The organism is Sphaerisporangium krabiense (genome assembly GCF_014200435.1).
In the GTDB taxonomy this organism is placed as follows: Bacteria; Actinomycetota; Actinomycetes; order Streptosporangiales; family Streptosporangiaceae; genus Sphaerisporangium; species Sphaerisporangium krabiense.
Map to the genome: position 1 here is coordinate 3,027,639 of NZ_JACHBR010000001.1, position 23,404 is coordinate 3,051,042.

The window sequence follows — 23,404 nt, forward strand, 5'->3', positions numbered from 1 at the left end:
CGCCGGGTGGTTCGATACATTCGAACCGCCCGGGGTGGGCGACCACCCATGAGGGCAGCCCAGAGGTTGCGGCGGGCTGCCCTTTGTAATGATCGGGAGAATGAATGGGCCGCTACGTTCTACGGCGTCTGCTACAGGCGATCCCTGTACTGCTGGGCACCACGTTCCTCATCTTCGCCATCGTTTACGCCCTTCCGGGCGACCCCCTCCAGGCGCTGGCCGGCGAGAAGCGCGTCGACCCCGTCTTCGCTGCCGCGATGAGGGAACAGTTCCACCTCAACGAGCCGCTGGTCGTGCGGTACGGGTACTACGTCCGCGACATCGTCTCCGGCAACTTCGGAACGACGTTCCGCGGCCTGCCCGTCTCGACCATCTTCGAGGGCAAGTTCCAGGTCACCTTCAAGCTGGCGATGACGGCGCTCATCTTCGAGGCGATCATCGGTGTCGGGCTCGGCCTGTGGGCGGCGCTGCGCCGCGGCAAGTGGGAGGACAAGGCCGTCCTGGCCTTCACCCTGCTGCTGGTCTCGATCCCCACCCTGGTCAGCGGCTTCGTGCTCCAGCTCGTCCTCGGCGTCAAGTTCAAGCAGAGCACCGGGCTCGCGCTCTTCCCGGTCGCGGGCATCGGGGACGGCCTGCGCAGCTACCTGCTGCCGGGCTTCGTCCTCGCCACCGTCTCGGTCGCCTATCTGACCCGCCTCACGCGGACGAGCCTGATGGAGACCCTGCGCGCCGACTACGTGCGGACGGCCATCGCCAAGGGCATGCCGCGCCGCCGGGTGCTCGGACGGCACGCGTTGCGCAACTCGCTGATCCCCATGGTGACGTACCTGGGCGCCGACCTCGGCACGCTCATGGGCGGTGCGGTGATCACCGAGACGATCTTCAACCTGCCCGGTATCGGCCAGCAGCTTTTCCAGTCGGTCTACTTGCGGGAGAACCCCGTCGTGGTCGGCATCGTGACGGTCCTGGTCCTGATCTACATCGTGGCCAACCTCGTGGTCGACCTGCTGTACGCCGTCCTCGACCCCAGGATCCGCTATGAGTAACGACACTCTGCCCGCGGCCGCCCCCGCCGCGCCGCCGGCCAAGCCGGTCAAGCCGGAGAAGCCCGCCAGCCTGTGGTCGGACGCCTGGTACGACCTGCGGCGCAACCCGGTGTTCATCATCGGCGCCCTGATGGTCGCGATCTTCGTGCTGATCTCGGCGTTCCCGGGCCTGTTCGACACGGTCGGCGTCGACCCCTCGACCTGCCAGCTCGCCGACGCGCGCAAGACCTGGTCCTCCGCGCACTGGTTCGGCAGCGACAACCTCGGCTGCGACGTCTACTCGCGGGTCATCCACGGCGCCAGGGTCTCCATCCTGGTCGGCTTCATCAGCGCAGGGGTGACCGGCCTGATCGGCGGCCTGCTCGGGCTGCTCGCCGGCTTCTACGGGCGCTGGGTGGACGTGATCCTGTCCCGCGTCGCCGAGATCTTCTTCGCCATCCCCTCGATCCTGGGCGCCCTGCTCATCCTGGCGGTCGTCGGCCGCGACAACGCCGGCATCGGCAGCGTCGTGCTGGCCCTGTCCCTGCTCGCCTGGCCGATGGTGCTGCGCATCATGCGGGCCGCGGTGATCACGGCCAAGCACCAGGACTACGTGGTGGCCGCCCGCGCGCTCGGCGCGGGACCGTGGCGGATCATGCTCAGGCACATCCTGCCGAACGCGATCGCGCCCGTGATCGTGGTCTCGACCATCAACCTCGGCGCGTTCATCGCCGGCGAGGCGGCCCTGTCGTTCCTCGGCGTCGGCATCCAGTCGCCGCAGATCTCCTGGGGCCTGATGATCGCGGACGCGCGCAACCGCTTCCTGGAGGCGCCGCTGCCGCTGCTGTTCCCCGCGCTGTTCCTGAGCCTGACCATCCTCAGCGTCGTGATGCTGGGTGACGCGGTTCGTGACGCGCTCGACCCCAAGCTGCGGTAGGAAGGCACCGAGGTGAAGAACCCTTCGATCGACTCGCACCCGCTGCCGGGCGAGAACGCGACCGAGCCCCTGCTGGCGGTGGACAACCTGCACGTGGAGTTCACCACCCGCCAGGGCCTGGTCCGGGCCGTCAACGGCGTGAGCTACACGGTCAACGCGGGCGAGTCGCTGGCCGTCCTCGGCGAGTCCGGGTCGGGCAAGTCCGTGACCGCGCAGGCCATCATGGGCATCCTCGACATGCCGCCCGCCCGGATCCCCAAGGGGGAGGTGCGCTTCCGCGGTACCGACCTGCTCAAGCTGTCGGACCAGGCGCGCAGCCAGATCCGCGGCCAGCGCATCGCGATGATCTTCCAGGACGCCCTGTCGGCGCTGAACCCGGTGTTCACGGTCGGATGGCAGATCAGCGAGATGTTCCGCGTCCACCGCGGCGTCTCCAAGCGCGACGCCATGAAGAAGGCCGTCGAGCTCATGGACCGCGTCCGCATCCCGGCCGCGCGCCAGCGGGTCAACGACTACCCGCACCAGTTCTCCGGCGGCATGCGCCAGCGCATCATGATCGCGATGTCGATCGCGCTGGACCCCGAGGTGCTCATCGCCGACGAGCCCACCACCGCGCTGGACGTGACCGTCCAGGCGCAGATCATGGAACTGCTCGCCGAGCTGCAGCGCGAGAGCAACATGGGGCTCATCCTGATCACCCACGACCTCGGCGTCGTGGCGGACGTCGCCGACAAGATCGCCGTGATGTACGGCGGGCGCATCGTCGAGAACGCGCCCGTGCACGACCTCTACAAGACCCCGGCGCACCCCTACTCCAAGGGCCTCCTGGACTCGATCCCCCGGGTCGACATGAAGGGCCAGGAGTTGTACGCCATCAAGGGCCTTCCGCCGAACCTGCTCGACATGCCCTCGGGCTGTGCCTTCCACCCCCGCTGCCCGTACCGCCGGGACAACTGCGTGACCGAGGTGCCTCCGCTGTACGAGATCAGCGGGACGCGCGGCAGCGCCTGCCACTACTACAGGGAGGTCCTCGATGGCACCGTCGGGTGAGCCGATTCTTCAGGTCCGTGACCTGGTCAAGCACTTCCCGCTGAGCCAGGGCATCGTCTTCAAGCGGCAGGTCGGCGCCATCAAGGCGGTGGACGGCGTCTCGTTCGACCTGCACCGCGGCGAGACCCTCGGCGTCGTCGGCGAGTCCGGCTGCGGCAAGTCCACGCTCGCGAAGCTGCTGATGGCGCTGGAGCGGCCCACCTCGGGAGAGGCGAAGATCAAGGGCGTCGACCTGGCCAAGGCGCGCGGGTCGGAGCTCAAGCGGATGCGCCGCAACATCCAGATGGTCATGCAGGACCCCTACACCTCGTTGAACCCCCGCATGACGGTCGGCGACATCATCGGAGAGCCGTTCGAGATCCACTCCGAGGTGGCGCCGCGGGGCGACCGCCGCAGGAAGGTGCAGGAACTGCTGGAGGTGGTCGGCCTCAACCCCGAGCACATCAACCGTTACCCGCACCAGTTCTCCGGCGGTCAGCGGCAGCGCATCGGCATCGCCCGCGGCCTGGCGCTCCAGCCTGAGATCATCATCTGCGACGAGCCCGTGTCGGCGCTCGACGTGTCGATCCAGGCGCAGGTGATGAACTTGCTGGAGCGCCTGCAGAACGAGTTCAACCTCGCCTACATCTTCATCGCCCACGACCTGTCGGTCGTCCGGCACATCTCCGACCGCGTGGCGGTGATGTACCTGGGCAAGATCGTGGAGCTGGGCAAGGACGCCGACATCTACGAGCGGCCGAGCCACCCCTACACCCAGGCGCTGCTGTCGGCCGTGCCGGTGCCCGACCCCGAGGGCAGGGAGGGGCGGGAGCGGATCATCCTGCAGGGCGACCCGCCGTCGCCCGCCGACCCGCCGTCCGGCTGCCGGTTCCGCACGCGCTGCTGGAAGGCGCAGGACATCTGCGCCGAGCAGGAGCCCCTGCTGGAGATCCGCGCGGGCGGGCATCCGAGCGCCTGCCACTTCGCCGAGGCGCAGGACGTGATCAACGCCTGACGGGCGTGATCGGCAAGGGCGGTGTCCATGGCCTTCCATGGGACACCGCCCTTATCGTTCATCCGCGCGGACGTCAGAGGACGCTGAGGTTCCCGATGCCGACGCCCACGAGGCCGCCGGTGCCGACGCCGGTGTTCCCGTTGTGGTGGCCGCCGTAGCCGCCGAGGTAACCCCCGCCGTAGCCTCCGCCGAGGTAACCGCCGCCGACGTAGCCGCCGCCGACGTAGCCCCCGCCGACGTAACCACCGCCGACGTAACCACCGCCCCAGTAGCCGTTGCCGTAGCCGACGGCGTAACCGCCGGCGCACGGCACGACGGGAGTGACGACCGTGGCGGAGGGGACGACTGCGCCGACGGGGCCGCAGGGGCAGCAGTCGGCCTTGGCGCTCTTGGCGGAGCTGGAGGCCTTGGCGTTGGTGTCGGCCGAGGCGGCGGCGGCGGGGGCGACGATGGCGATACCGACGCATGCCGTAGTGACCAGAAGGCGGCGAATCATTCGTGCTTCTCCTTGAAAGAACCATCCGGAGCCAGGGGTGGCGTATGCACTCAGTGCTCAGATGGTTACTGGACGTGACCGCTCAGACAGTACCGAACCCGCGAGGCGGATCGACGGCTGAGATGGCCAGACGAGAGCAATGATTGACGGGCCTTTACGTGGCGGGACCACGCCGCTCGTCGCGGTCCGCACGGTGAATTGCTAGGTCAGGGCACCTGCCGGACCCCGGCTTCCGCCACGGTGACGCGGTGCGCCGGGTTGACCGAAGCTTGACCTGGCGCGGCCCCCGGGCTTCAGGCGATAAGCGCGCGATACGGACACTCGGCGCGCGGGCTCATCCGCCTGCCACGCGCCCGAGCCGCACGTGCGCGCCCGGGGGGAGGCCGAGGCGCTGGGCGGCGTCCCCGGAGTTGACGGCCACCGACACCATGCCCGCCGAGTCGGTGAAGGCGACCAGGGTGCCCGGCGGCACGGCGGCGTAGGTGTCGCGGAAGGGGACGGTGACCTGCCGCCTGCCCATGGAGACGGCCAGGGTGTCGCCGACGCGGATCCCGAGGGACGCCAGGTCGCCGGCGGTGACGGAGAGCTGGACGTTGCCGTAGCGGTCCAGGGACAGCACCTCGCCCTCGGCCGTGTCCTGACCGAGGCGCGCCGTGGGCGCGGGGAGCTGCAGCAGCCGGTCGAGGGCGACCTCCGGGCCGAGGTCGGCGGGCTTGCGCCCCGCGCACAGGTGGGCGGCCACCGGCGCGTAGATGTCGCGCCCGTGGAAGGTCGGCGACACGGGGGCGAGGAACAGCTCCTCGTTGGTGATCTCGTACGCCGCCCGCGCGCCGCCGGAGGCGAGCACCGCCCACGACAGCAGGCCGTTGTCCGGGCCGATGAACACGCGCTGCCCGGCCTCGACGGCGACCGAGCGCCGCGTGCAGGCGGCCGCGGGGTCGACGGCGGCGATGTGGACGCCGGCGGGGAGGTACGGCAGCGTCTGGGCGAGGATGGCGGCGCCGCGGCGGATGTCACCGGCCGGGACCAGGTGACATACGTCGATGATCCGCGCCTGCGGGGCGATTCCCACGATCACCCCGTGGCACGACGCCACGAAGCCGTCTTCGAGCCCGTAGTCGGTGAGGAGCGTGATGACAGAGGTCACACTTGGTGACCTTACGTCGCGAGAAGGCGGTGTCATAGGGGCGCGTCCGGACATATCAACGACCAACCGATCTTCGGTTTCGACCGGCCCGATCAAACCCGTACTCCACGCATGGATATACCCACATATCCGGCGAGATGCGCGGCGCGGGACCGAGCCTCCTGCCGGCCCGCCGTCCCGCGACCGGGCCCCCAGGTCTCCCGAACTGTCATGAACAGCCGCGAAATCCCTACTAGCATGGCCTCGGGCCCCACACGCGCGTCGTGGTCCAGGGGCACGCTCGCCCGGGCACACGTTCGCCGGTCTCCCGCATTCCCCCGCCCGGCCTGCCGTCCGCCCCTCCGCGTGCCCGCGCCGAGCCCGATCGCGTCCGATCGAGCCCGATCGAGGAGGACATCATGGACACCGCGCCGGACCACGGCGACGGCGACGCCGAGGACGCCGCGGTTCCCCAGGCCGCCGGTGAGCTGTCCGCCAGGGAACGCGAGCTCCTCGCCTTCGAACGCCAGTGGTGGCGCCACGCGGGCGCCAAGGAGCAGGCGATCCGGGACACCTTCGAGATCTCGGCGACGCGGTACTACCAGTTGCTCGGCCGGCTCATCGACCGTCCCGAGGCCCTGGCCCACGATCCGATGACCGTGAAGCGGCTGCGGCGGCTGCGCGCCTCCCGGCAGCGCGAGCGCGCGGCGCGGCGCCTCGGTATGCGTCCCTGAATCCGGGGGTACTGCTCCACGCGTGACTCATGAAGCATTGCCGGACAATGCCGGGTTAGCTGCTATAAAGGCGGATCCGACGGGCGCGGTGATCGGCCTCGACTTCGACGGCACGCTGGCGCCCATCGTCCCCGACCCCGCCGACGCCCGCGTCGCCCCCGAGGCCGCCGCCGCGCTGGTGCGGCTCGGCGGCCTGGTGGGCGCCGTGGCGATCGTCACCGGCCGCCCCGCCGCCACGGCCATCGAGTACGGCCGGGTGCCCGGCGGTCCCGGCCTCGCCGACGTCCCCGGGCTGGTCGTCCTCGGCCAGTACGGCCTCGAACGCTGGGAGGGCGGGCAGGTGACCTCGCCGCCGCCCCCGCCGGGCGTCGAGCGGGTCCGCGCCGAGGCGCCCGCCCTCGTGGCCTCTCTCGGGTTCACCCTCACCGACGGCGCCGAGCCGGGCGTGACCCTGGAGGACAAGGGCCGGGCCGTCGCCGTCCACACCCGGCGCGCCCCGGATCCCGAGGGGACGCTGCGGGCGCTGCGCGAGCCCTTGGCCAAGCTCGCCGCCGAGACCGGGCTCGCCGTCGAGCCGGGGCGGCTGGTCCTGGAGCTCAGGCCGCCCGGCATGGACAAGGGCCACGCGCTGGGGGCGTTCCTGGCCGAGCGCGCCGCGCGGTCGGTGCTGTTCGCCGGGGACGACCTGGGCGACCTGGCGGCGTTCGAGGCCGTGCGCCTGTCCGGCCTGCCGGGCGTGACGGTGTGCAGCGCCTCCACCGAGGTCACCGAGCTGGCCCGGCGCGCCGACGTCGTCGTGGACGGCCCGGCCGGGGTCGCGGCGCTGCTCACGGCGCTGGCGGACGCGCTTCCGCCGCGCGCCGCGAGCTGACCGCGATCCCGCAGACGGCGCAGAGGATCAGCAGCGGGACGATCAGGAACGCCGTGTGCGTGCCGAAGCCGTCCGCCAGGGCGCCCAGCGCGAACGGGCCGACGCCGGTCGCGGCCGAGCCCCACACCGAGGCCGCCGCGCTGGCCTCCGCCGCGCGACCGCCCGAGGACGCGATGACCCTCGCCAGGCCGAGCGGGAACTGCAGCGCGGCGCCGACGCCGCTCAGCACCAGGCCGGCGTAGCACAGCGCCGGCCTGTCGCCGATCCAGAACACCGCCCAGCCGGTGAGGGTCACGAACAGCGCGCAGGTCAGCAGCCGTGTGGGATCGACCCGCAGGGTCAGCCGCACGGCCGCGAACCGGCCGGCGGCGACGCCGACGGTGAACGCCGTCAGCCCGGTGGCCGCGGCGGCGGCCGTCATGCCGGTACGGTCGGCCAGCAGCTTGGCCGCCCACATGTTGAACAGGAACTCCATCGCCACCAGGCAGAACAGCACTCCGCACGCGGTGTGGAACCGCCAGCCGAAGGGGGCCTTCCGCGCGGCGGGGACCTCGCGCGCGGGCGCGCCGCCCGCGCCGGCGTCCCCCGGGATCCACACCCGGCCCATCAGCACGAGCAGCAGCACCGCCGCGACCGGCGTGACCAGGATGCCGGCGCGCCAGCCGAGCGGAGTGGGCGCCAGGGCGCTGATCAGGTAGGACACGCCGATGCCCACCGTGACGCCGACCGCGTTGGCCTCGTTGATGGCCGCGGGCCCCGCGCCGCCGTGGTGGTCGCTCAGCACCGACATGCCGGCGTACAGCGAGATCGAGCCGCCCGCGCTGGCCAGCCCGTACCCGAGCAGCGTGGCCGGGAGCGCCGGGGTGACGGCCACCAGCGTGACCCCGGCCGTCATCGCGGCCGTGCCGATCCAGGTGGTCAGGCGCCGGCCGATTCTGGCGATCACGCGGGGCATGGCGAGCCCGCTGGTCACGCCGCCGACGGCCATGGCGGTGCCGTGCAGGCCCGCGACGGCCTGCGAGACGCCCTGGTCGAGGCGCAGCAGCGGGAGGGCCGCGGACAGGCCGTACAGGTAGGTCGCGAAGAGGGCGAGCTGGAGGTAGATGAGCCAGGTGGGACGGTCCCGGGTGAGCGATCGGACGATGACGGTCGAGCTCACAGAACCCCCGGGTCTCGAAGTGGGCCACGATCCCACCCGAAATTACCATCGAGCGGACCTTTCACCCCGGGACCGCCGAGGCTAGAAATGTCCTACCCCGCGCCCCGGCTCGCCGGTCTCAGCGGTCGAGGGCGGCGAGCTGGTCGGCGAACCACCGGTGCGGGGGCAGCGCGGTGGCCGCCGCGCGCAGCCGCGCCCCGCGCTTGGCCCGCTCCTCCTCCGGCAGCACCAGCGCGTCGTGCAGGGCGTTCGCCGTGCCCGAGACGTCGTAGGGGTTCACCACCAGGGCGTCGGCCCCGAGCTCCGAGGCGGCCCCCGCCTCGCGCGACAGCACGAGCGCGCAGTGCGGCGCGAGGATCGGGCCCTCCTTGGCGACCAGGTTCATGCCGTCCCTGATCGGGTTCACGAGCAGGACGTCGGCCATGCGGTAGGCCGCCAGCGACCGGGCGTAGTCGTCGTTGACGTTGAGGATCAGCGGGTCCCAGTCCTCGCCGCCGAACTCGTCCTCGATCTCGGTGGCGCAGCGCTGCACGGCCGCGGTGTACTCGCGGTACTCGGGCAGGTCGTGGCGCGAGGGGTAGGCGAAGGCCAGGTGGACGACCTTGCCGTGCCACTCCGGATGGTCGGTCAGGAACTGCTTGTAGGCGAGCAGGCCGCGCACGATGTTCTTGGACAGCTCGGTCCTGTCGATGCGCACGATGAGCTTCCTGTCGCCCACGCGTTCGCGCAGCGCCGTCATGTGGGACTCGACGTCCGGCTCCAGCGCCCGCGCCCACAGCGCGTCGCCGTCCACGCCGAGCGGATGGACGCCGACGCGGGTCACCCGGTCGTCGTAGGTGATCGTGCGCTCGGCGCGGTCGACGTGCGCGCCGAGCAGCGTCTCGCAGCAGTCCATGAACGCCGAGGCCCAGCGGGCGGTGAGGAAGCCCGCGCGGTCGGCGCCCAGGATGCCGCACAGCAGCTCGGCGGCGATGTCGTCGGGCAGCAGCGAGAAGTACTCGGGCGGCGCCCAGGGGGTGTGCGAGAAGTGGGCGATGCGCAGGTCGGGGCGCTCCACGCGCAGCATCGCGGGGGCCAGGGTGAGGTGATAGTCCTGGATCATGACGCGGGCGCCGTGCGTGGCCTCCTCGGCCAGGGCCAGCGCGAACGCGGCGTTGTAGTCCTGGTAGGACTCCCACTCGCGGCGGAAGCGGGTGTCGAACTGCGGGGAGTTCGGCGTGTCGTAGAGCAGGTGGTTGACGAACCACAGCGTCGAGTTGGCCACCGCGTTGTAGGCGCGGTGGAACGTCGCGGGCGGGATGTCCAGCATGCGCACCGCGCCGGTGTCGTAGCCCGCCTGGTCCAGCCGTCCGCCCGGGGCGCGGCGCACGGCGCTGCGGTCGCCGTCGGAGAGGGCGGCGCACACCCACAGGACGTCGGCGTCCTTGGCCACCTCGGAGAGCCCGGAGACCATGCCCCCGCCGCCTCTGCGCATGGTCAGCGTGCCGTCGTCGGCGAGCGTGAACGAGACCGGGCCCCGGTTCGAGGCCATGAGAACCGTGTTCATCCGCCCATCACCACTCCTCGTCCGCCGTGGCGGTCGTCTCCACGCCGTTCCTGTCCATCGGAAAGCTCACCTGGCCGTGGATTAATGAAATTTAACTCTCCCAATAGGATGGGCCGGTGGTCAGGGCGAGGCGAGGCGCGGACGGTCGATGGAGGCCCCGGTATGGCGCTTGACGATACGACCGAAGAGCTCGCCCGTGCGGCCGCTCAGGGCGACCACCGGTCCCTTGGGGAGCTTCTCCGCCGCATCGAGCCCGACGTCCTGCGCCATTGCGCGAGGTTCCTGCCCTACCACCAGGACGCGGAGGAGGCTTGCCAGGATACTTTGCTGGCGGTCGCCCGCAACATCGGCAGGTTCGAGGGCCGGGCACGTTTTTCCACCTGGTTGCACATCGTGACGGCCAACTGCGCCCGCACCACCTACCGCACGCTCAAGCGGCGCGCCGCCGAGCAGGCGTCGGAGGACCTGCCCGACCTGCGGGCCGACCCGGGCCGGGTGAGCGTGATCGCCGGCTACCGGCTCGACCTGCTGGACGCGATGGAGGCCCTGGAGGCCGACAAGCCCGATCTGGCGCAGGCCCTGGTGCTGCGCGACATCTGCCAGCTCGACTACAACCAGGTCGCCGAGCAGCTCGGCATCCCCCTCGGCACCGCCAAGTCGCGCATCCACCAGGCGCGCAAGTACGTCCAGGGCATACTCGGCGACGCCTACGGCCCGCTGGCCTGACCGCCATGCGGTCGTGATCGTCCCACGATGTGGGACGGCACGCCGGTCCCGCGGGGCGCGAGGTACAGTGATGTCGGTCTGCCTGTCATGTCGGCAGTCTTACAACTGAACATTGCTCATCCAGAGGGGTGGAGGGACCGGCCCTGCGAAGCCCCGGCAACCCTCCCGGCTGTGGTCATCGCGTCTCCGAATGGCGCGGCACTAGACCAGTGTGACCGGCCGGGACAGGTGCCAATTCCGGCCCGAGACCAGGGTGGTCCGGGCGAAGATGAGGGAAAGGCCTCGCTTCATGGCGCTCGCGACAGCTGAGATCACCACCTCCAACGACTTCGGCCCCGCCGTCGGCCTGTCCTGCCGCGAATGCGGCACCCGCTATCCCCTGGGCCCGACCTTCGCGTGTATCGAGTGTTTCGGGCCACTCGAAGTGGCCTACACCTGGAGCGGCCCGGACTTCGACGGCGCCGCGCCCGTCACGCGCGAGCAGATCGCGGCCGGTCCGGCCAACATCTGGCGCTACCGGGCGCTGCTGCCGGTCCCGGCCGACGTCGCCGACAAGCCCAACCTCGCCCCTGGCTGGACCAAGCTCGTCAAGGCCGACAACCTGGCGCGCGAGCTGGGGCTGCGCAGCCTGCACGTCAAGGACGACTCGGGCAACCCCACCCACTCCTTCAAGGACCGGGTGGTCGCCATCGCCCTGGAGGCGGCGCGCACCTTCGGCTTCCACACGCTGTCCTGCTCCTCCACCGGCAACCTGGCCGGCGCCGTCACCGCCGCGGCGGCCCGGGCCGGGCTCGACGCGTGCGTGTTCATCCCCGCCGACCTCGAAGAGCCCAAGATCGTCATGGCCTCGGTGTACGGCGGCCGCCTGGTCGGCATCGAGGGCACCTACGACGAGGTCAACCGGTTCTGCTCGGAGCTCATCGGCGACCCGCTCGGCGACCGGTGGGGCTTCGTCAACGTCAACCTGCGGCCGTACTACGCCGAGGGCTCCAAGACGCTCGCGTACGAGATCGCCGAGCAGCTCGGGTGGCGCATTCCCGACCAGATCGTCATCCCGGTCGCCTCGGGCTCCCAGCTCACCAAGATCGACAAGGGCTTCAAGGAGCTGATCAAGCTCGGCCTCGTCGAGGACAAGCCGTACAAGATCTTCGCCGCGCAGGCGGAGGGCTGCTCGCCGGTGTCGGCCGCCTTCAAGGCCGGGCGGGAGGTCGTGCAGCCGGTCAAGCCGCGCACCATCGCCAAGTCGCTGGCCATCGGCAACCCCGCGGACGGCCCCTACGTGCTCGACATCGCCCGCCGCACGGGCGGCGCGGTCGAGGACGTCACCGACGCCGAGATCGTGGACGCCGTGCGGCTGCTCGCCCGCACCGAGGGCATCTTCGCCGAGACGGCGGGCGGCGTCACCGTGGGCGTGCTCAAGAAGCTCACCGAGAAGGGCCTGCTGGACCCCGAGGCCGAGACGGTGGTGCTCAACACCGGCGACGGCCTCAAGACCCTGGACGCGGTCGCGTCCGGCGCCCGGCCGACCGCGGTGATCCGTCCCTCTCTCGACGCTTTTCGTACGGCTGTCGTGGAAAACTCCTGAAAGGTCCACATAAATGAGCGTTTCTGTACGGATTCCGACGATTCTCCGTACGTACACCGACGGCGCGGCCGAGGTGGCGGGCGAGGGGGGCACCCTTCGCGACGTGCTGCAGAAGCTCGACGCCGACTACCCCGGAATCGGGGCGCGTATCCTGGACGAAACGGGCAACATCCGCCGTTTTGTCAACGTCTATGTCGGAGAAGAGGATGTCCGTTTCGTGGACGGACTTGACACCCCCACCCCGGACGGAGCCCAGGTTTCGGTGATCCCCGCGGTCGCCGGCGGCTGACCGCAAGCCGGGCCGAACGCCCGCTCGTCCCCCGGGACGGGCGGGCGTTCGTGCGTTCTGGGCCCTTGAACGGCCCAGCTATCACAATAGAAGCTTTTACTGGGTCCCCTCGGTAGTGTAATTGTCAACTAACTAAACGCGAGTGCGAAATAGTCACGTACCGCTTTGAGCGAACGTCAAGAAGTAGTTTCGTGATTGACTCTGTTGCGCCAAGGCATGCCACAGGTATGGTCGAGAACGATCGACGTGGCCGAGGAGTTCGCATGCGTCTCGGTTCCGAAGGTCACGGACCTCGCGGAGGAGTGGGCGGGGTCCGGAGCCCAGCAAGAGGAGTCGGAAAGTGGCGCAGGGCACCGTCAAATGGTTTAACGCGGACAAGGGCTACGGCTTCATCGCGGTAGACGGTGGTAAGGACGTGTTTGTCCACTACTCAGCGATCCTGGCGGAGGGATACCGTTCCCTCGAACAGGGTCAGCGGGTGGAGTTCGAGATCACACAGGGCCAGAAGGGTCCGCAGGCCGAGTCCGTACGGACTGTGTGACGCGGCCGGCGAGCCCGGCCCCGCAGTCGAAGAGATCCACTGGTCTATCACAGCCACTAGAAGGAGGGGCCGGTCCGCCCTGCGCAGGGGCGGGCGGGCCCTCTCCCGTTCTGACGTGGGACATCCTCGCCCGCCCGGCCGTCGCCGGATGAGGGGCAGGCCCAATATTCGGCATACGGTCGGAGAAATCCGTGTGCCTCCCAGGTCATAGGGGTGGTCGCTTGCACTCGACCGGGTAGAGTGCTAAATAGTTCGTTGGCACTCTCGTGCGGAGAGTGACAACCTGGATCGAGGCGATGGGGCCCGGTGATCCACGGCGACAGGGTCGTGGAGGAGCGGGTCTACATGCCGTCGCGGGCGTCGGCTCGATCCGTCGCAAGCCACCCTGTATCTGGGAGGTCTAGCCGTATGGCAGCCAAGATGATCGCGTTCAACGAGGACGCCCGGCGCGGTCTCGAGCGCGGTATGAACCAGCTCGCCGACGCCGTCAAGGTGACCCTTGGGCCCAAGGGCCGCAACGTCGTGCTGGAGAAGAAGTGGGGCGCGCCCACCATCACCAACGACGGTGTCTCCATCGCCAAGGAGATCGAGCTCGAGGACCCGTGGGAGAAGATCGGGGCCGAGCTCGTCAAGGAAGTCGCCAAGAAGACCGACGACGTCGCCGGTGACGGCACCACCACCGCCACCGTGCTCGCCCAGGCGCTGGTACGCGAGGGGCTGCGCAACGTCGCCGCCGGCGCCAACCCGATGTCCCTCAAGCGGGGCATCGAGGCGGCCGTCGAGCGCGTGAGCGAAGAGCTCTCCAAGATTGCCAAGGACGTGGAGACCAAGGAGCAGATCGCCTCCACCGCCTCCATCTCCGCCGGCGACACCCAGATCGGCGAGATGATCGCCGAGGCGATGGACAAGGTCGGCAAGGAAGGCGTCATCACCGTCGAGGAGAGCAACGCCTTCGGGCTCGAGCTCGAGCTCACCGAGGGTATGCGCTTCGACAAGGGCTACATCTCCGGGTACTTCGTGACCGACCCGGAGCGCATGGAGGCCGTCCTCGACGACGCCTACATCCTCATCGTCAACGGCAAGGTCTCCGCCAACAAGGACCTGCTGCCCCTGCTCGACAAGGTCGTGCAGTCCGGCAAGCCGCTCGTCATCATCGCCGAGGACGTCGAGGGCGAGGCCCTGGCCACCCTGGTCGTCAACAAGATCCGCGGCCTGTTCAAGTCCGTCGCGGTGAAGGCTCCCGGCTTCGGCGACCGCCGCAAGGCCATGCTCGGCGACATCGCCACCCTCACCGGCGGCCAGGTCATCAGCGAGGAGGTCGGCCTCAAGCTGGAGACCGCCACCCTCGACCTGCTGGGCCGCGCTCGCCAGGTCATCATCACCAAGGACGAGACCACCATCGTCGACGGTGCCGGCGACCCCGAGCAGATCGCGGGCCGCGTGAACCAGATCCGCGCCGAGATCGAGAACACCGACTCGGACTACGACCGCGAGAAGCTGCAGGAGCGCCTGGCCAAGCTGGCCGGCGGCGTGGCCGTCATCAAGGCCGGCGCGGCGACCGAGGTCGAGCTCAAGGAGCGCAAGCACCGCATCGAGGACGCCGTCCGCAACGCCAAGGCGGCCGTCGAGGAGGGCATCGTCCCCGGCGGTGGCGTGGCGCTGATCCAGGCGGGCGCGAAGGCGTTCGACAAGCTGGAGCTCTTCAACGACGAGGCCACCGGCGCCTCGATCGTCCGCAAGGCGCTGGAGGAGCCCCTCAAGCAGATCGCCGTGAACGCCGGCCTCGAGGGCGGCGTCGTGGTGGAGAAGGTCCGCAACCTGGAGGCGGGCGTCGGTCTGAACGCCGCCACGGGCGAGTACGTGAACCTGCTCGACGCGGGCATCATCGACCCGGCCAAGGTGACCCGTTCCGCGCTGCAGAACGCCGCCTCGATCGCGGCCCTGTTCCTCACCACCGAGGCCGTCATCGCCGAGAAGCCGGAGAAGGAGAAGGCTCCGGCCGTCCCCGGTGGCGGCGGCGACATGGACTTCTGAGCCGCCTCGGCGCCCAGATTTCCCAGATATCAGCGAAAGGGCCATTCCCGGTCTTCCGGGAGTGGCCCTTTCGCGTGCGGGGGAACCCCGCGCCGCTGCCGTCAGCGGCCCTCGACGGCGCGTTCCAGCGCGTCGAATCCGCGCTCCAGCAGGGCGACGTGGTCCTCGGCGACCTCGGCGGCGGGGTCGCCCGCGATGAGCCTGCGCGCGCTCTCGGCGTACGTCGTGCGGTAGACCGTGACGACGAAGGCGGCGGTCATCTTCTGCCACGGATCGCCGGGGTCCGCCCCCGCGGCCTCGGCCAGCGCGGCGGCGAGGACGCTCTCGGTCTCCTGGACCGACTCGCGGACGCGCGCCAGCAGGGCCGGTGAGCCGGCCACCACGCGCCAGAAGGCGTCGTACCCCTCGCCCACGCCGCCCAGCGGATGTCCCTGGCGCACCAGGCCGACGAACAGCCGGCGCAGCGCGGTCAGCGGCTCGACATCCGGCGGCCGGTCGCGGACGGCGCCGGTGATCAGGTCGAGCGCCTCGGGCAGCCGGTCCAGGAACAGGTCCTCTTTGCGTGGGAAGTAGTTGAAGACCGTCTTGGGGGAGACGTTCACCGCCTCGGCGATCTCGGTGACCGTGACGTTGTCGAAGCCCTTCGTGAGGAACAGGGACGAGGCCACGTCCGAGATCAACTGCCGTGTCTGCCGCTTCTTGCGCTCGCGAAGCCCTGGGTCACCGTCCACGGGATCCCACTGTACTGGCTAGAAAAATACTGTTACGGTAATTTTTTAGTGAAGGTATCTACAGGGGAGGCGGCATGACGGACGATGTGGACGTGCTGGTCGCGGGCGCGGGACCCGTGGGGCTGATGCTGGCTTGCGAACTGGCGCTCGCCGGCGTCTCGGCGCTGGTCGTCGAGCGGCGCCACGAGATCGACCCCACGATCAAGGCGGGAGCGTTGAACACCCCGTCGGTGGAGGCGCTGTACCGGCGCGGCCTGCTGGACGAGCTGCGGGAGGCGCAGGCACGCAATATGGAGCAGTTCGCCGCCTTCATGCGGCAGCGGGCGGGCGGCGACGGACCGGCCGGCGGGCCCCCGCGCACGCCGCCCCGGTTCGCGGGCCACTTCGCCGGCATCATGCTCCGCGCCGACCTGCTGGACGGCGACGACCCGGACCTGGCGGGCCACGGCCCCGCCGACGCGATCGGCCTGGTCAACCAGCAGCAGCTCGAAGAGATCCTCGCCGCGTGGGCCGGCCGCCTCGGGGTGCGGGTGCGCCGGGGCGCCGAGCTGACCGGCTTCACGGCCGACGACACGGGCGTGACGGTGACGGTCCGCGACGGGAGTGCGGACGGTCAGGGCGAGAGCGCGGTCCGGTGCCGGTGGCTGGTCGGCTGCGACGGGGGCAGGAGCACGGTGCGGAAGCTCGCCGGCTTCGAGTTCCCCGGCACCGATCCGGAGATCACCGCCTACCAGGCCCTGGCCGAGATGTCGGGCACCGAGGCGCTCGGCGTCGGCTGGCACGTCACCCCCACCGGCGTGTACGCCCACGGCCCCGTGCCGGGCCGCATCCTGACCGTCCAGTTCACCGGGCCCCGCGCCGAGCGCGACGCCCCCGTCACGGCCGAGGAGCTGGAGGCGTCGATCCGGCACGTCACCGGGGCCGAGGTGACCGTGGGCGAGATCAGGACGGCCACGCGGTTCACCGACAACGCGCGCCAGGCGAGCACGTACCGCCTCGGCCGCGTCCTGCTCGCGGGCGACGCCGCCCACGTCCATTCCCCGTTCGGCGGGCAAGGGCTGAACCTCGGCCTCGGGGACGCGGTGAACCTCGGCTGGAAGCTGGCCGCCACCGTGCGCGGCCGGGCCCCGGAGGGGCTGCTCGACACCTACACCGCCGAGCGGCACCCGATCGGCGCGTGGGTGCTGGACTGGACGCGCGCCCAGGTGTCGGTGATGCGCCCGGACTCCCACGGCCGGGCGATGCGGCAGGTGGTCCAGGACCTGGCCGGCACCGTCACCGGGACCACCTACTTCGCCAAGCGCATCTCCGGCGTCTGGCAGCGGTACGCCATCCCCGGCGACCACCCGCTCGTGGGCGCGAGCGCCCCCGACCTCGTCTTCGCCGACGGCGTCACGCTCGCCGGCCATCTGCGCGAGGGCCGTGCCGTGCTGTTCGATCTCACCGGGGACCTCGCGCCGGTGGCCGCCGGGCACCGCGACCGCGTGACCGTGGTCGCCGCCGCCTGCCCGGAACGTCCAGAGCTGGCGGGGTTGCTCGTCCGGCCGGACGGGTTCGTCGCCTGGGCCGGCGACGCGGGCGCGGCCGACATCGGGGCCTTGGAGCGGGCGCTGACCATGTGGTTCGGCGCGCCGGTCGCCGTGCTCGCGTGAGTACGTGGGGGTGATCAGCGGGCGCCGTAGGCGCCGATGCCCTTCTCCAGCAGGTCGAAGGCGGCCTCCGCGTGGGCGCGCAGGTCGGCGATGACCCGTTCGGCGTCCTCGCCCGCCATCCTGCGCCGCATCGCGTGCGCGGTAAGCCGCCGGGTGACCGCGGAGAGCTGGGCGGCGACGAGCCAGGGCGTCATGTCGTCGGGGTCGGCGTCGGTCTCGTCGGCCAGGGTGCGGGCGAGCGCCTCCTCCTGGCGCTCGCCCAGCTCGCGCACGCGGGCCGTCAGCGAGGCGCTCTGCTCCACCATGCGGGTGAAGACGTCCGCCCCCTCGTTCATGCCGCTGCTCCAGTCGCGGGCGTCGAGGCGTTCGAGGAAGGCGCGCCGGGCCGCGGCCACCACGGACTCCCCGGGCCGCCGCTCGCGCACGACGCGGGACGGCATGTCCTCGACCAGCTCCATGCGGTCGAGGAACAGGTCCTCCTTGGTCCGGAAATAGTTGAACACCGTGTTGACGGAGACGTCGGCCGTCCGGGCGACCTCGGCGACGGTGACCTGATCGAAGCCGCGGGCCATGAACAGGCCCATGGCGATGTCCGCGATGCGCTGCCGGGTCTCGCGCTTCTTGCGCTCGCGCAGGCCGAGTTGCTCTCCCATGCCTCGATCCTAAATACCTGGGGTGACTCCACAGTTGGCGTCACCCCAGGCAAGGGCCGGGGTCTTTTCCCGGTGTTTCCGGGGTGTACGACGCCGCGGCGCCGCTGGGACCATCGCCGGTGTGGCTCCGCGTGGGGCCAGGACCTGACGAGGAGAGACCATGCGGAAGATCGTCGTGAGCCAGTTCATCTCGTTGGACGGCGTCGTCGAGGCCCCGGAGACCTGGCACTTCCCCTACTTCAACGACGAGATGGGCGAGTCGGTGACGTCCCTGCTCACCGAGGCCGACGCTTTGCTGTTCGGCCGCGTGACCTACGAGACGTTCAAGGAGGCGTTCGCCGGCGCCGAGGGAGACCCGGTCGCCGACCGCATGAACGCCCTCGCCAAGTACGTCGTCTCCACCACGCTGGACACGGCGGACTGGGACGGCACGACGGTGGTGAGCGGCGACGTCGCCGCGCTCAAGCGCGCCCCCGGCGGGACCATCGCGATCAACGGCAGCGTCACCCTGGTCAGGTCGCTGCTGCGGGCCGGCCTGGTCGACGAGCTGAGGCTGCTGCTCCACCCGATCGTCGTCGGCAAGGGCACGCGCCTGTTCGAGGACGGCGGGCAGATCCCGCTGAAGCTCGCCCACGCCAAGCCGTTCACCACCGGCGTGCTGGAGCTCACCTACACCTCGGCCTGAGCCGTGAGCTGGGCGGGCAGGGCGGCGGCGTGCAGGACCGTCAGCGTGGTCACCGCGCGGGTGAGGACCACGTAGAGCCGCGCCAGGCCCCGGTCCTCCGCGGCGACGATGTCGGCGGGCTCGGTGACGATCACGTGGTCGTACTCGAGGCCCTTGGCGAGTGTGGCGGGGATCAGTGAGACGCGGGACTCGGCGGAGGAGTCGGGGCCGAGGACCTGGTGGGCGACGCCCGCGGCGGTGAGCGCCGCCGCGAGGGCGGGCAGGGCGGCGTCGGCGGCGATCAGTCCGACCGAGCCCTCGCGGGCCGTCACCTGCTCCACGGCCTCGGTCACGGCGGCGGGCAGGTCGGTGACCCGGCGGACGGTGAGCGACCCCGGGCCGGGGCGCAGGGACCGGGGGGCGGCCAGGGCGGGCGCCACCGACGGCAGCAGGCGGGCGGCGAAGTCGAGCACCTCGCGCGGCACGCGGAAGCCCAGCGTGAGCTCGGTGACCATGCCCTCGGCGAACCCCAGGTGGCCGAGGACCTCCTCCCAGGACCGCGCCGACCACGGCGTCGTGCCCTGGGCCAGGTCGCCGAGCACGGTGGCCGAGCCGGTACGGCAGCGGCGGCCGAGGGCGCGGAGCTGCATGGCCGACAGGTCCTGCGCCTCGTCCACGACGAGGTGCCCGAGCGTCGGGGTGCGCTCGATGAGGTCGGCCAGCTCGTCCATGAGCGCGGCGTCGGCGGCCGACCATTTGGCCGACTTCCAGGACCGCGGCGGCTTCGCCCAGACCAGCGTGTCGCGCTCCTCGGCGGTCAGGTCGCTCCTGGCGGCGCGGGCCAGGAACTCGCCGTCGGACAGCAGCCGGAACAGCACCTGCTCGGGGGTGACCCGCGGCCACACCGTGTCCAGGAGCTGCTTGACGGGCTTGGACCTGGCCACGGAGTCCTGCACCCGGTCGTCGGGCGACTCGCCGCGCTGCTCCATGCGCACCAGCACGGCGTGGGCCAGCCGCTGGGCGAGCGCCGCGCGGCCGGGGCCGTAGCGCGTGGTGCCGCGCAGGGACGCGACGATCTCGCGGACCTCGTGGTCGGCGACGCGGAACCGGTTGATGCCCCGGGTGATCAGCAGGCCCTCCTCGGGCTTGCTGACGTGCAGCCAGAGCGCGCGGTGCAGCACGGCGGCCATGCGGGCGTCGCCCTTGAGCGCGGCGACCGCCGGGTGCTCCGGGGCGGCGTGGTCGCCGAGGATGCCGGCGACCGTGCTCTGGTCGACGCGCACCTCGCCGAGGGCGGGCAGCACCGAGGAGATGTAGGACAGGAACGCCCGGTTCGGGCCGACGATCATGACGCCGTTGCGCGACAGCTTCTCGCGGTGGGTGAACAGCAGGTAGGCCGCCCGGTGCAGGCCGACGGCCGTCTTGCCCGTGCCGGGCGCGCCCTGGACGCAGACCGTGCTGGACAGGTCGGCGCGGACGATCTCGTCCTGGTCGGGCTGGATGGTGGCGACGATGTCGCGCATCGGGCCCGTGCGGGGCCGCTCGATCTCCTCGGTGAGGATGCGCGACTCGCGCCGCGGCCCGCTGCGGTCCAGCGGCTCGTCCTCGTACGCGGTCAGCTCGCCGCCGTGGAAGCCGAACCGGCGGCGCAGCCGCACGCCCATCGGGTCGGAGGGACGGGCCTGGTAGAAGGCGCGGGAGACGGGGGCGCGCCAGTCGATGACCATGGGGCGGCTGCCGTCGTCGTGGACGTGGCGGCGCCCGACGTGGATGGTGAGGGGAAGGTCGTCGTGGCCGGCGCGGTCGAGGCGGCCGAAGAACAGCGGCGTGTCGGGGTGGTCGGCGAGGGCGGCCACGCGCTGGTCGAGCAGGCCCTGGAGCACCTGCTGGGAGACCCAGTCGCCCGCGGCGTCGGCGGACAGGGACCGCGCGTGCTCGCGCATGGCCGTCAGCGCGGCGCGGGAGGCCGCGAGGTGGGCGCGTTCCTGGCGCAGGACGGCGTCCGGGTCGGTGCCGGGGGGAGCAGCGGGGTCTTCGGACGGGGAATCGGGGGTCTTGTCCGGTATGTCAGGGGCCAACTGGTGTCCGGGCATGCGGACGCACTCCTTGGAAGGAAGGGGGTCGACAAAGGCACGAACCCACAAGCTTATACGTCCGGACCCGCGTCCGCTGGAGAGGCGCGGGGTGTGTCCGCGCAGGCGTGCGATGGGAGGCTTGTCCTGGAGTTTGCAGACTGTTGAGCTTTGGGTACGCCGTGGGGGTGACGACGCGTACTCCGGGGGCGCTGTCTCCGGTCATTCCCATCCTGGCGAACCTCCTTCTGGGCGGGTTGTGGACGTTTTCGGTCTTCGCGGGATGGGGGTTGGAGGCCTTCTGCGGTAACGGGGAATCGCCGGAGTCGTGTGTGGACCGGCTCGGCATGGTGTCCCTGCTATCAGGGCTGTTCGCGCTGACCGCGGCCATCGCCACGGTTGCGGCCCTTCTTCCACCCCTATTCCGTAAATACCCGCAAAAGTCCCTCATGCTGGTAGGGATTACGACCGCCTCGTGGCTTATCGCGCTGGCCGTGCTTTACGTCGGCGGGTTGATCGGTCGGTGATCCTGCCAACACGTTGCGTGCACGTATCCCAAAATCCCGAAAAAGTGGGACAATCCTTGTGATTTGGTTAGATCATCGGGTATGCCGCAGTTGGCGCCGTGGGTGCCAATGGGCGAGGGGGTGAGTGGGGTGCGGAAGTTTAAGGGTATTTCGTGGATCTGAATCGTCAGCCACGCTGAAAGAACCCGAGACCGCTCTGGGTGGGGGCGACGGCGTGCCGCCCGGCGCTATTCGCCGGCCAGCACGTCGTCGGCGTCGATGATTTGGTAGGCGTAACCCTGCTCGGCCAGAAACCGCTGCCGGTGCGCCGCGAAATCCTGGTCCACGGTGTCCCTGCTGACCACCGAGTAGAACCGCGCCCCGCCGCCGTCCGACTTCGGACGCAGCACACGGCCGAGCCGCTGCGCCTCCTCCTGGCGTGAGCCGAACGTCCCCGACACCTGGATCGCGACCGACGCCTCCGGCAGGTCGATCGAGAAGTTCGCGACCTTGGAGACCACCAGTACCTGGATCTCCTTGTCGCGGAACGCCTGGAACAGCCGCTCGCGCTCCTTCACCCGCGTCTCGCCCTTGATCACCGGGGCGTTCAGGTGGTCGGCGAGCTCGTCGAGCTGGTCGATGTACTGCCCGATGACCAGGACCTGCTCGCCCGCGTGCCGCCGCACCAGCGTCTCGGTCACCCGGGTCTTGGACGGGGTCGTCGCGCAGAAGCGGTAGCGCTCCTCGGACTCGGCCATGGCGTACGCCAGCCGCTCCTCGTCGCTCAGCGTGACCCGCACCTCGACGCAGTCGGCGGGCGCGATCCAGCCCTGGTTCTCCATCTCCTTCCACGGCGCGTCGTACCGCTTCGGGCCGATGAGGGAGAACACGTCGCCCTCGCGGCCGTCCTCGCGCACCAGCGTCGCGGTGAGCCCGATGCGCCGCCGGGCCTGCAGGTCGGCGGTCATGCGGAAGATCGGCGCGGGCAGCAGGTGCACCTCGTCGTACACGACCAGGCCCCAGTCGCGGGCGTCGAACAGCTCCAGGTGGCGGTACACCCCCTGCCTGCGGGTGGTCATCACCTGGTAGGTGGCGATCGTGACCGGCCGGATCTCCTTCTTGGTCCCGGTGTACTCGCCGATCTCCTCCTCGGTCAGCGAGGTGCGCTTGAGCAGCTCCTGCTTCCACTGGTGGGCCGACACGGTGTTGGTGACCAGGATGAGCGTGGTCGCCTGGGCGTGGGCCATGGCCGCCGCGCCCACCAGCGTCTTGCCGGCGCCGCAGGGCAGCACGACCACGCCCGAGCCGCCGTGCCAGAACGAGTCGGCCGCCTCCCGCTGGTAGGGGCGCAGCGTCCAGGTGTCCTGGTCGAGGGTGATCGGGTGGTGCTCGCCGTCGACGTACCCCGCCAGGTCCTCGGCGGGCCAGCCCAGCTTCAGCAGGGCCTGCTTGATGTTGCCCCGCTCGCTCGGGTGGACGGCCACGCTGTCGTCGCCGATGCGCCGCCCGAGCATGGGCTGGATCTTCTTGGACCGCAGCACCTCTTCGAGCACGGCCTTGTCGGTGCTGGTCAGCGTCAGACCGTGGTGGTCGCTGTTCTCCAGCTTCAGCCTGCCGTACCTGGCCATCGTCTCGGCGATGTCCACGAGCAGCGCGTGCGGCACGGGGTAGCGGCTGAAGCTGATCAGCGCGTCCACGACCTGCTCGGCGTCGTGCCCGGCGGCCCGCGCGTTCCACAGCGCGAGCGGGGTCACCCGGTAGGTGTGGACGTGCTCGGGCGCCCGCTCCAGCTCCGCGAACGGCGCGATCGCCTTGCGGCACTCGCCGGCTCTCTCGTGGTCGACTTCGAGCAGCAGGGTCTTGTCCGACTGGACGATCAGCGGGCCATCAGACACGTTCTTTCTTCTCCCCGTCTTCGGACACGGCGCACCACCCCGGCGGCGCCGTCCGACTGTCCAACAAGCCGGCGGGCCGGATCAGTCCCGTTCTTCCCCGGCGCGGTGGCCCCCCGCC

Annotated in this window: 22 protein-coding genes and 1 riboswitch; of the genes, 14 read left to right on the plus strand and 8 right to left on the minus strand. The window is 70.7% G+C overall.

Translation table 11 applies throughout. The features are described from left to right. Window positions 1-104 precede the first annotated feature (104 nt). Genes BJ981_RS13550 through BJ981_RS13565 form a run of 4 tightly spaced genes read left to right on the plus strand, consistent with a single transcriptional unit; the run spans window position 105 to window position 4,006 of the window. Entirely contained in the window at window positions 105-1,046 is a 942-nt protein-coding gene (locus BJ981_RS13550; RefSeq protein ID WP_184611350.1) for an ABC transporter permease, read from the plus strand. Further along, complete coding sequence (locus BJ981_RS13555) at window positions 1,039-1,962, plus strand: ABC transporter permease (RefSeq protein ID WP_184611352.1); 924 nt, start codon at window positions 1,039-1,041, stop codon at window positions 1,960-1,962. Before BJ981_RS13550 ends, BJ981_RS13555 begins: the two co-directional genes overlap by 8 nt. A gap of 12 nt (window positions 1,963-1,974) precedes the next feature. Beyond that, window positions 1,975-3,012 carry an ABC transporter ATP-binding protein gene (locus BJ981_RS13560; RefSeq protein WP_184611354.1) on the plus strand — a complete coding sequence of 346 codons (1,038 nt, stop codon included), beginning with the start codon at window positions 1,975-1,977 and terminating at the stop codon, window positions 3,010-3,012. Further along, window positions 2,996-4,006, plus strand: coding sequence for an ABC transporter ATP-binding protein (locus tag BJ981_RS13565; protein ID WP_184611356.1), 1,011 nt, complete (start codon window positions 2,996-2,998; stop codon window positions 4,004-4,006). Before BJ981_RS13560 ends, BJ981_RS13565 begins: the two co-directional genes overlap by 17 nt. A gap of 73 nt (window positions 4,007-4,079) precedes the next feature. Here BJ981_RS13565 and BJ981_RS13570 read toward each other — a convergent pair whose 3' ends face one another. Further along, on the minus strand, window positions 4,080-4,502 hold the full coding sequence (locus tag BJ981_RS13570) for a hypothetical protein (protein ID WP_184611358.1): 423 nt from the start codon (window positions 4,500-4,502) through the stop codon (window positions 4,080-4,082). Window positions 4,503-4,836: 334 nt separating this feature from the next. Continuing rightward, window positions 4,837-5,649, minus strand: coding sequence for an SAM hydrolase/SAM-dependent halogenase family protein (locus tag BJ981_RS13575; protein WP_239139576.1), 813 nt, complete (start codon window positions 5,647-5,649; stop codon window positions 4,837-4,839). A gap of 398 nt (window positions 5,650-6,047) precedes the next feature. Between BJ981_RS13575 and BJ981_RS13580 the strand changes: the two genes are divergently transcribed. Further along, a complete protein-coding gene (locus BJ981_RS13580; RefSeq protein ID WP_184611362.1) occupies window positions 6,048-6,362 on the plus strand; it encodes a DUF3263 domain-containing protein in 315 nt (104 codons plus the stop codon). Between the two features lie 88 nt (window positions 6,363-6,450). Further along, the gene (gene otsB, locus BJ981_RS13585; protein ID WP_184611364.1) at window positions 6,451-7,233 is read left to right on the plus strand and encodes a trehalose-phosphatase; all 783 of its coding nucleotides are present in this window, start codon (window positions 6,451-6,453) and stop codon (window positions 7,231-7,233) included. Here the strand turns inward: otsB and BJ981_RS39155 are convergent. Both BJ981_RS39155 and BJ981_RS13595 read right to left on the minus strand, forming a co-directional pair. Next, a complete protein-coding gene (locus BJ981_RS39155) occupies window positions 7,190-8,392 on the minus strand; it encodes an MFS transporter (RefSeq protein WP_184611366.1) in 1,203 nt (400 codons plus the stop codon). The two genes, otsB and BJ981_RS39155, sit on opposite strands and share 44 nt — an antisense overlap. A gap of 118 nt (window positions 8,393-8,510) precedes the next feature. Continuing rightward, window positions 8,511-9,938 (minus strand): alpha,alpha-trehalose-phosphate synthase (UDP-forming), encoded by a 1,428-nt coding sequence (locus BJ981_RS13595; RefSeq protein WP_184611368.1) that lies wholly within the window; start codon window positions 9,936-9,938, stop codon window positions 8,511-8,513. A 162-nt stretch (window positions 9,939-10,100) separates the two neighbouring features. Between BJ981_RS13595 and BJ981_RS13600 the strand changes: the two genes are divergently transcribed. The 5 genes from BJ981_RS13600 to groL all read left to right on the plus strand — a co-directional run bounded on the left by BJ981_RS13600 (window position 10,101) and on the right by groL (window position 15,113). Next, a complete protein-coding gene (locus tag BJ981_RS13600; RefSeq protein WP_184611370.1) occupies window positions 10,101-10,664 on the plus strand; it encodes an RNA polymerase sigma factor in 564 nt (187 codons plus the stop codon). A 113-nt stretch (window positions 10,665-10,777) separates the two neighbouring features. After that, window positions 10,778-10,939, plus strand: a riboswitch (SAM riboswitch). Between the two features lie 14 nt (window positions 10,940-10,953). Further along, window positions 10,954-12,249 carry a threonine synthase gene (thrC, locus tag BJ981_RS13605; protein ID WP_184611372.1) on the plus strand — a complete coding sequence of 432 codons (1,296 nt, stop codon included), beginning with the start codon at window positions 10,954-10,956 and terminating at the stop codon, window positions 12,247-12,249. A 13-nt stretch (window positions 12,250-12,262) separates the two neighbouring features. Continuing rightward, window positions 12,263-12,538 (plus strand): MoaD/ThiS family protein, encoded by a 276-nt coding sequence (locus tag BJ981_RS13610; protein ID WP_184611374.1) that lies wholly within the window; start codon window positions 12,263-12,265, stop codon window positions 12,536-12,538. A 340-nt stretch (window positions 12,539-12,878) separates the two neighbouring features. After that, entirely contained in the window at window positions 12,879-13,079 is a 201-nt protein-coding gene (locus BJ981_RS13615; protein WP_114033242.1) for a cold-shock protein, read from the plus strand. A 408-nt stretch (window positions 13,080-13,487) separates the two neighbouring features. Next, entirely contained in the window at window positions 13,488-15,113 is a 1,626-nt protein-coding gene (gene groL / locus BJ981_RS13620) for a chaperonin GroEL (protein WP_184611376.1), read from the plus strand. 101 nt (window positions 15,114-15,214) lie between these two features. Here the strand turns inward: groL and BJ981_RS13625 are convergent, their stop codons facing one another. Continuing rightward, entirely contained in the window at window positions 15,215-15,844 is a 630-nt protein-coding gene (locus BJ981_RS13625; RefSeq protein ID WP_184611378.1) for a TetR/AcrR family transcriptional regulator, read from the minus strand. A 74-nt stretch (window positions 15,845-15,918) separates the two neighbouring features. On the opposite strand from BJ981_RS13625, the gene BJ981_RS13630 reads away from it, so the two are divergent. Beyond that, window positions 15,919-17,496, plus strand: coding sequence for an FAD-dependent monooxygenase (locus BJ981_RS13630; protein WP_184611380.1), 1,578 nt, complete (start codon window positions 15,919-15,921; stop codon window positions 17,494-17,496). 14 nt (window positions 17,497-17,510) lie between these two features. Here BJ981_RS13630 and BJ981_RS13635 read toward each other — a convergent pair whose 3' ends face one another. After that, window positions 17,511-18,149 (minus strand): TetR/AcrR family transcriptional regulator, encoded by a 639-nt coding sequence (locus BJ981_RS13635; protein WP_184611382.1) that lies wholly within the window; start codon window positions 18,147-18,149, stop codon window positions 17,511-17,513. 160 nt (window positions 18,150-18,309) lie between these two features. Here BJ981_RS13635 and BJ981_RS13640 point away from each other — a divergent pair, with 160 nt between their 5' ends. Continuing rightward, the gene (locus BJ981_RS13640) at window positions 18,310-18,834 is read left to right on the plus strand and encodes a dihydrofolate reductase family protein (protein ID WP_184611384.1); all 525 of its coding nucleotides are present in this window, start codon (window positions 18,310-18,312) and stop codon (window positions 18,832-18,834) included. Here BJ981_RS13640 and BJ981_RS13645 read toward each other — a convergent pair. Continuing rightward, the gene (locus BJ981_RS13645) at window positions 18,819-20,906 is read right to left on the minus strand and encodes a HelD family protein (RefSeq protein ID WP_184611386.1); all 2,088 of its coding nucleotides are present in this window, start codon (window positions 20,904-20,906) and stop codon (window positions 18,819-18,821) included. The two genes, BJ981_RS13640 and BJ981_RS13645, sit on opposite strands and share 16 nt — an antisense overlap. 167 nt (window positions 20,907-21,073) lie before the next feature. Between BJ981_RS13645 and BJ981_RS13650 the strand changes: the two genes are divergently transcribed. After that, window positions 21,074-21,412, plus strand: a complete 339-nt coding sequence (locus BJ981_RS13650; RefSeq protein WP_184611388.1) for a hypothetical protein — start codon at window positions 21,074-21,076, stop codon at window positions 21,410-21,412. A gap of 227 nt (window positions 21,413-21,639) precedes the next feature. Here the strand turns inward: BJ981_RS13650 and BJ981_RS13655 are convergent, their stop codons facing one another. Beyond that, window positions 21,640-23,286, minus strand: a complete 1,647-nt coding sequence (locus BJ981_RS13655; protein WP_184611390.1) for a DNA repair helicase XPB — start codon at window positions 23,284-23,286, stop codon at window positions 21,640-21,642. Window positions 23,287-23,404 lie beyond the last annotated feature (118 nt).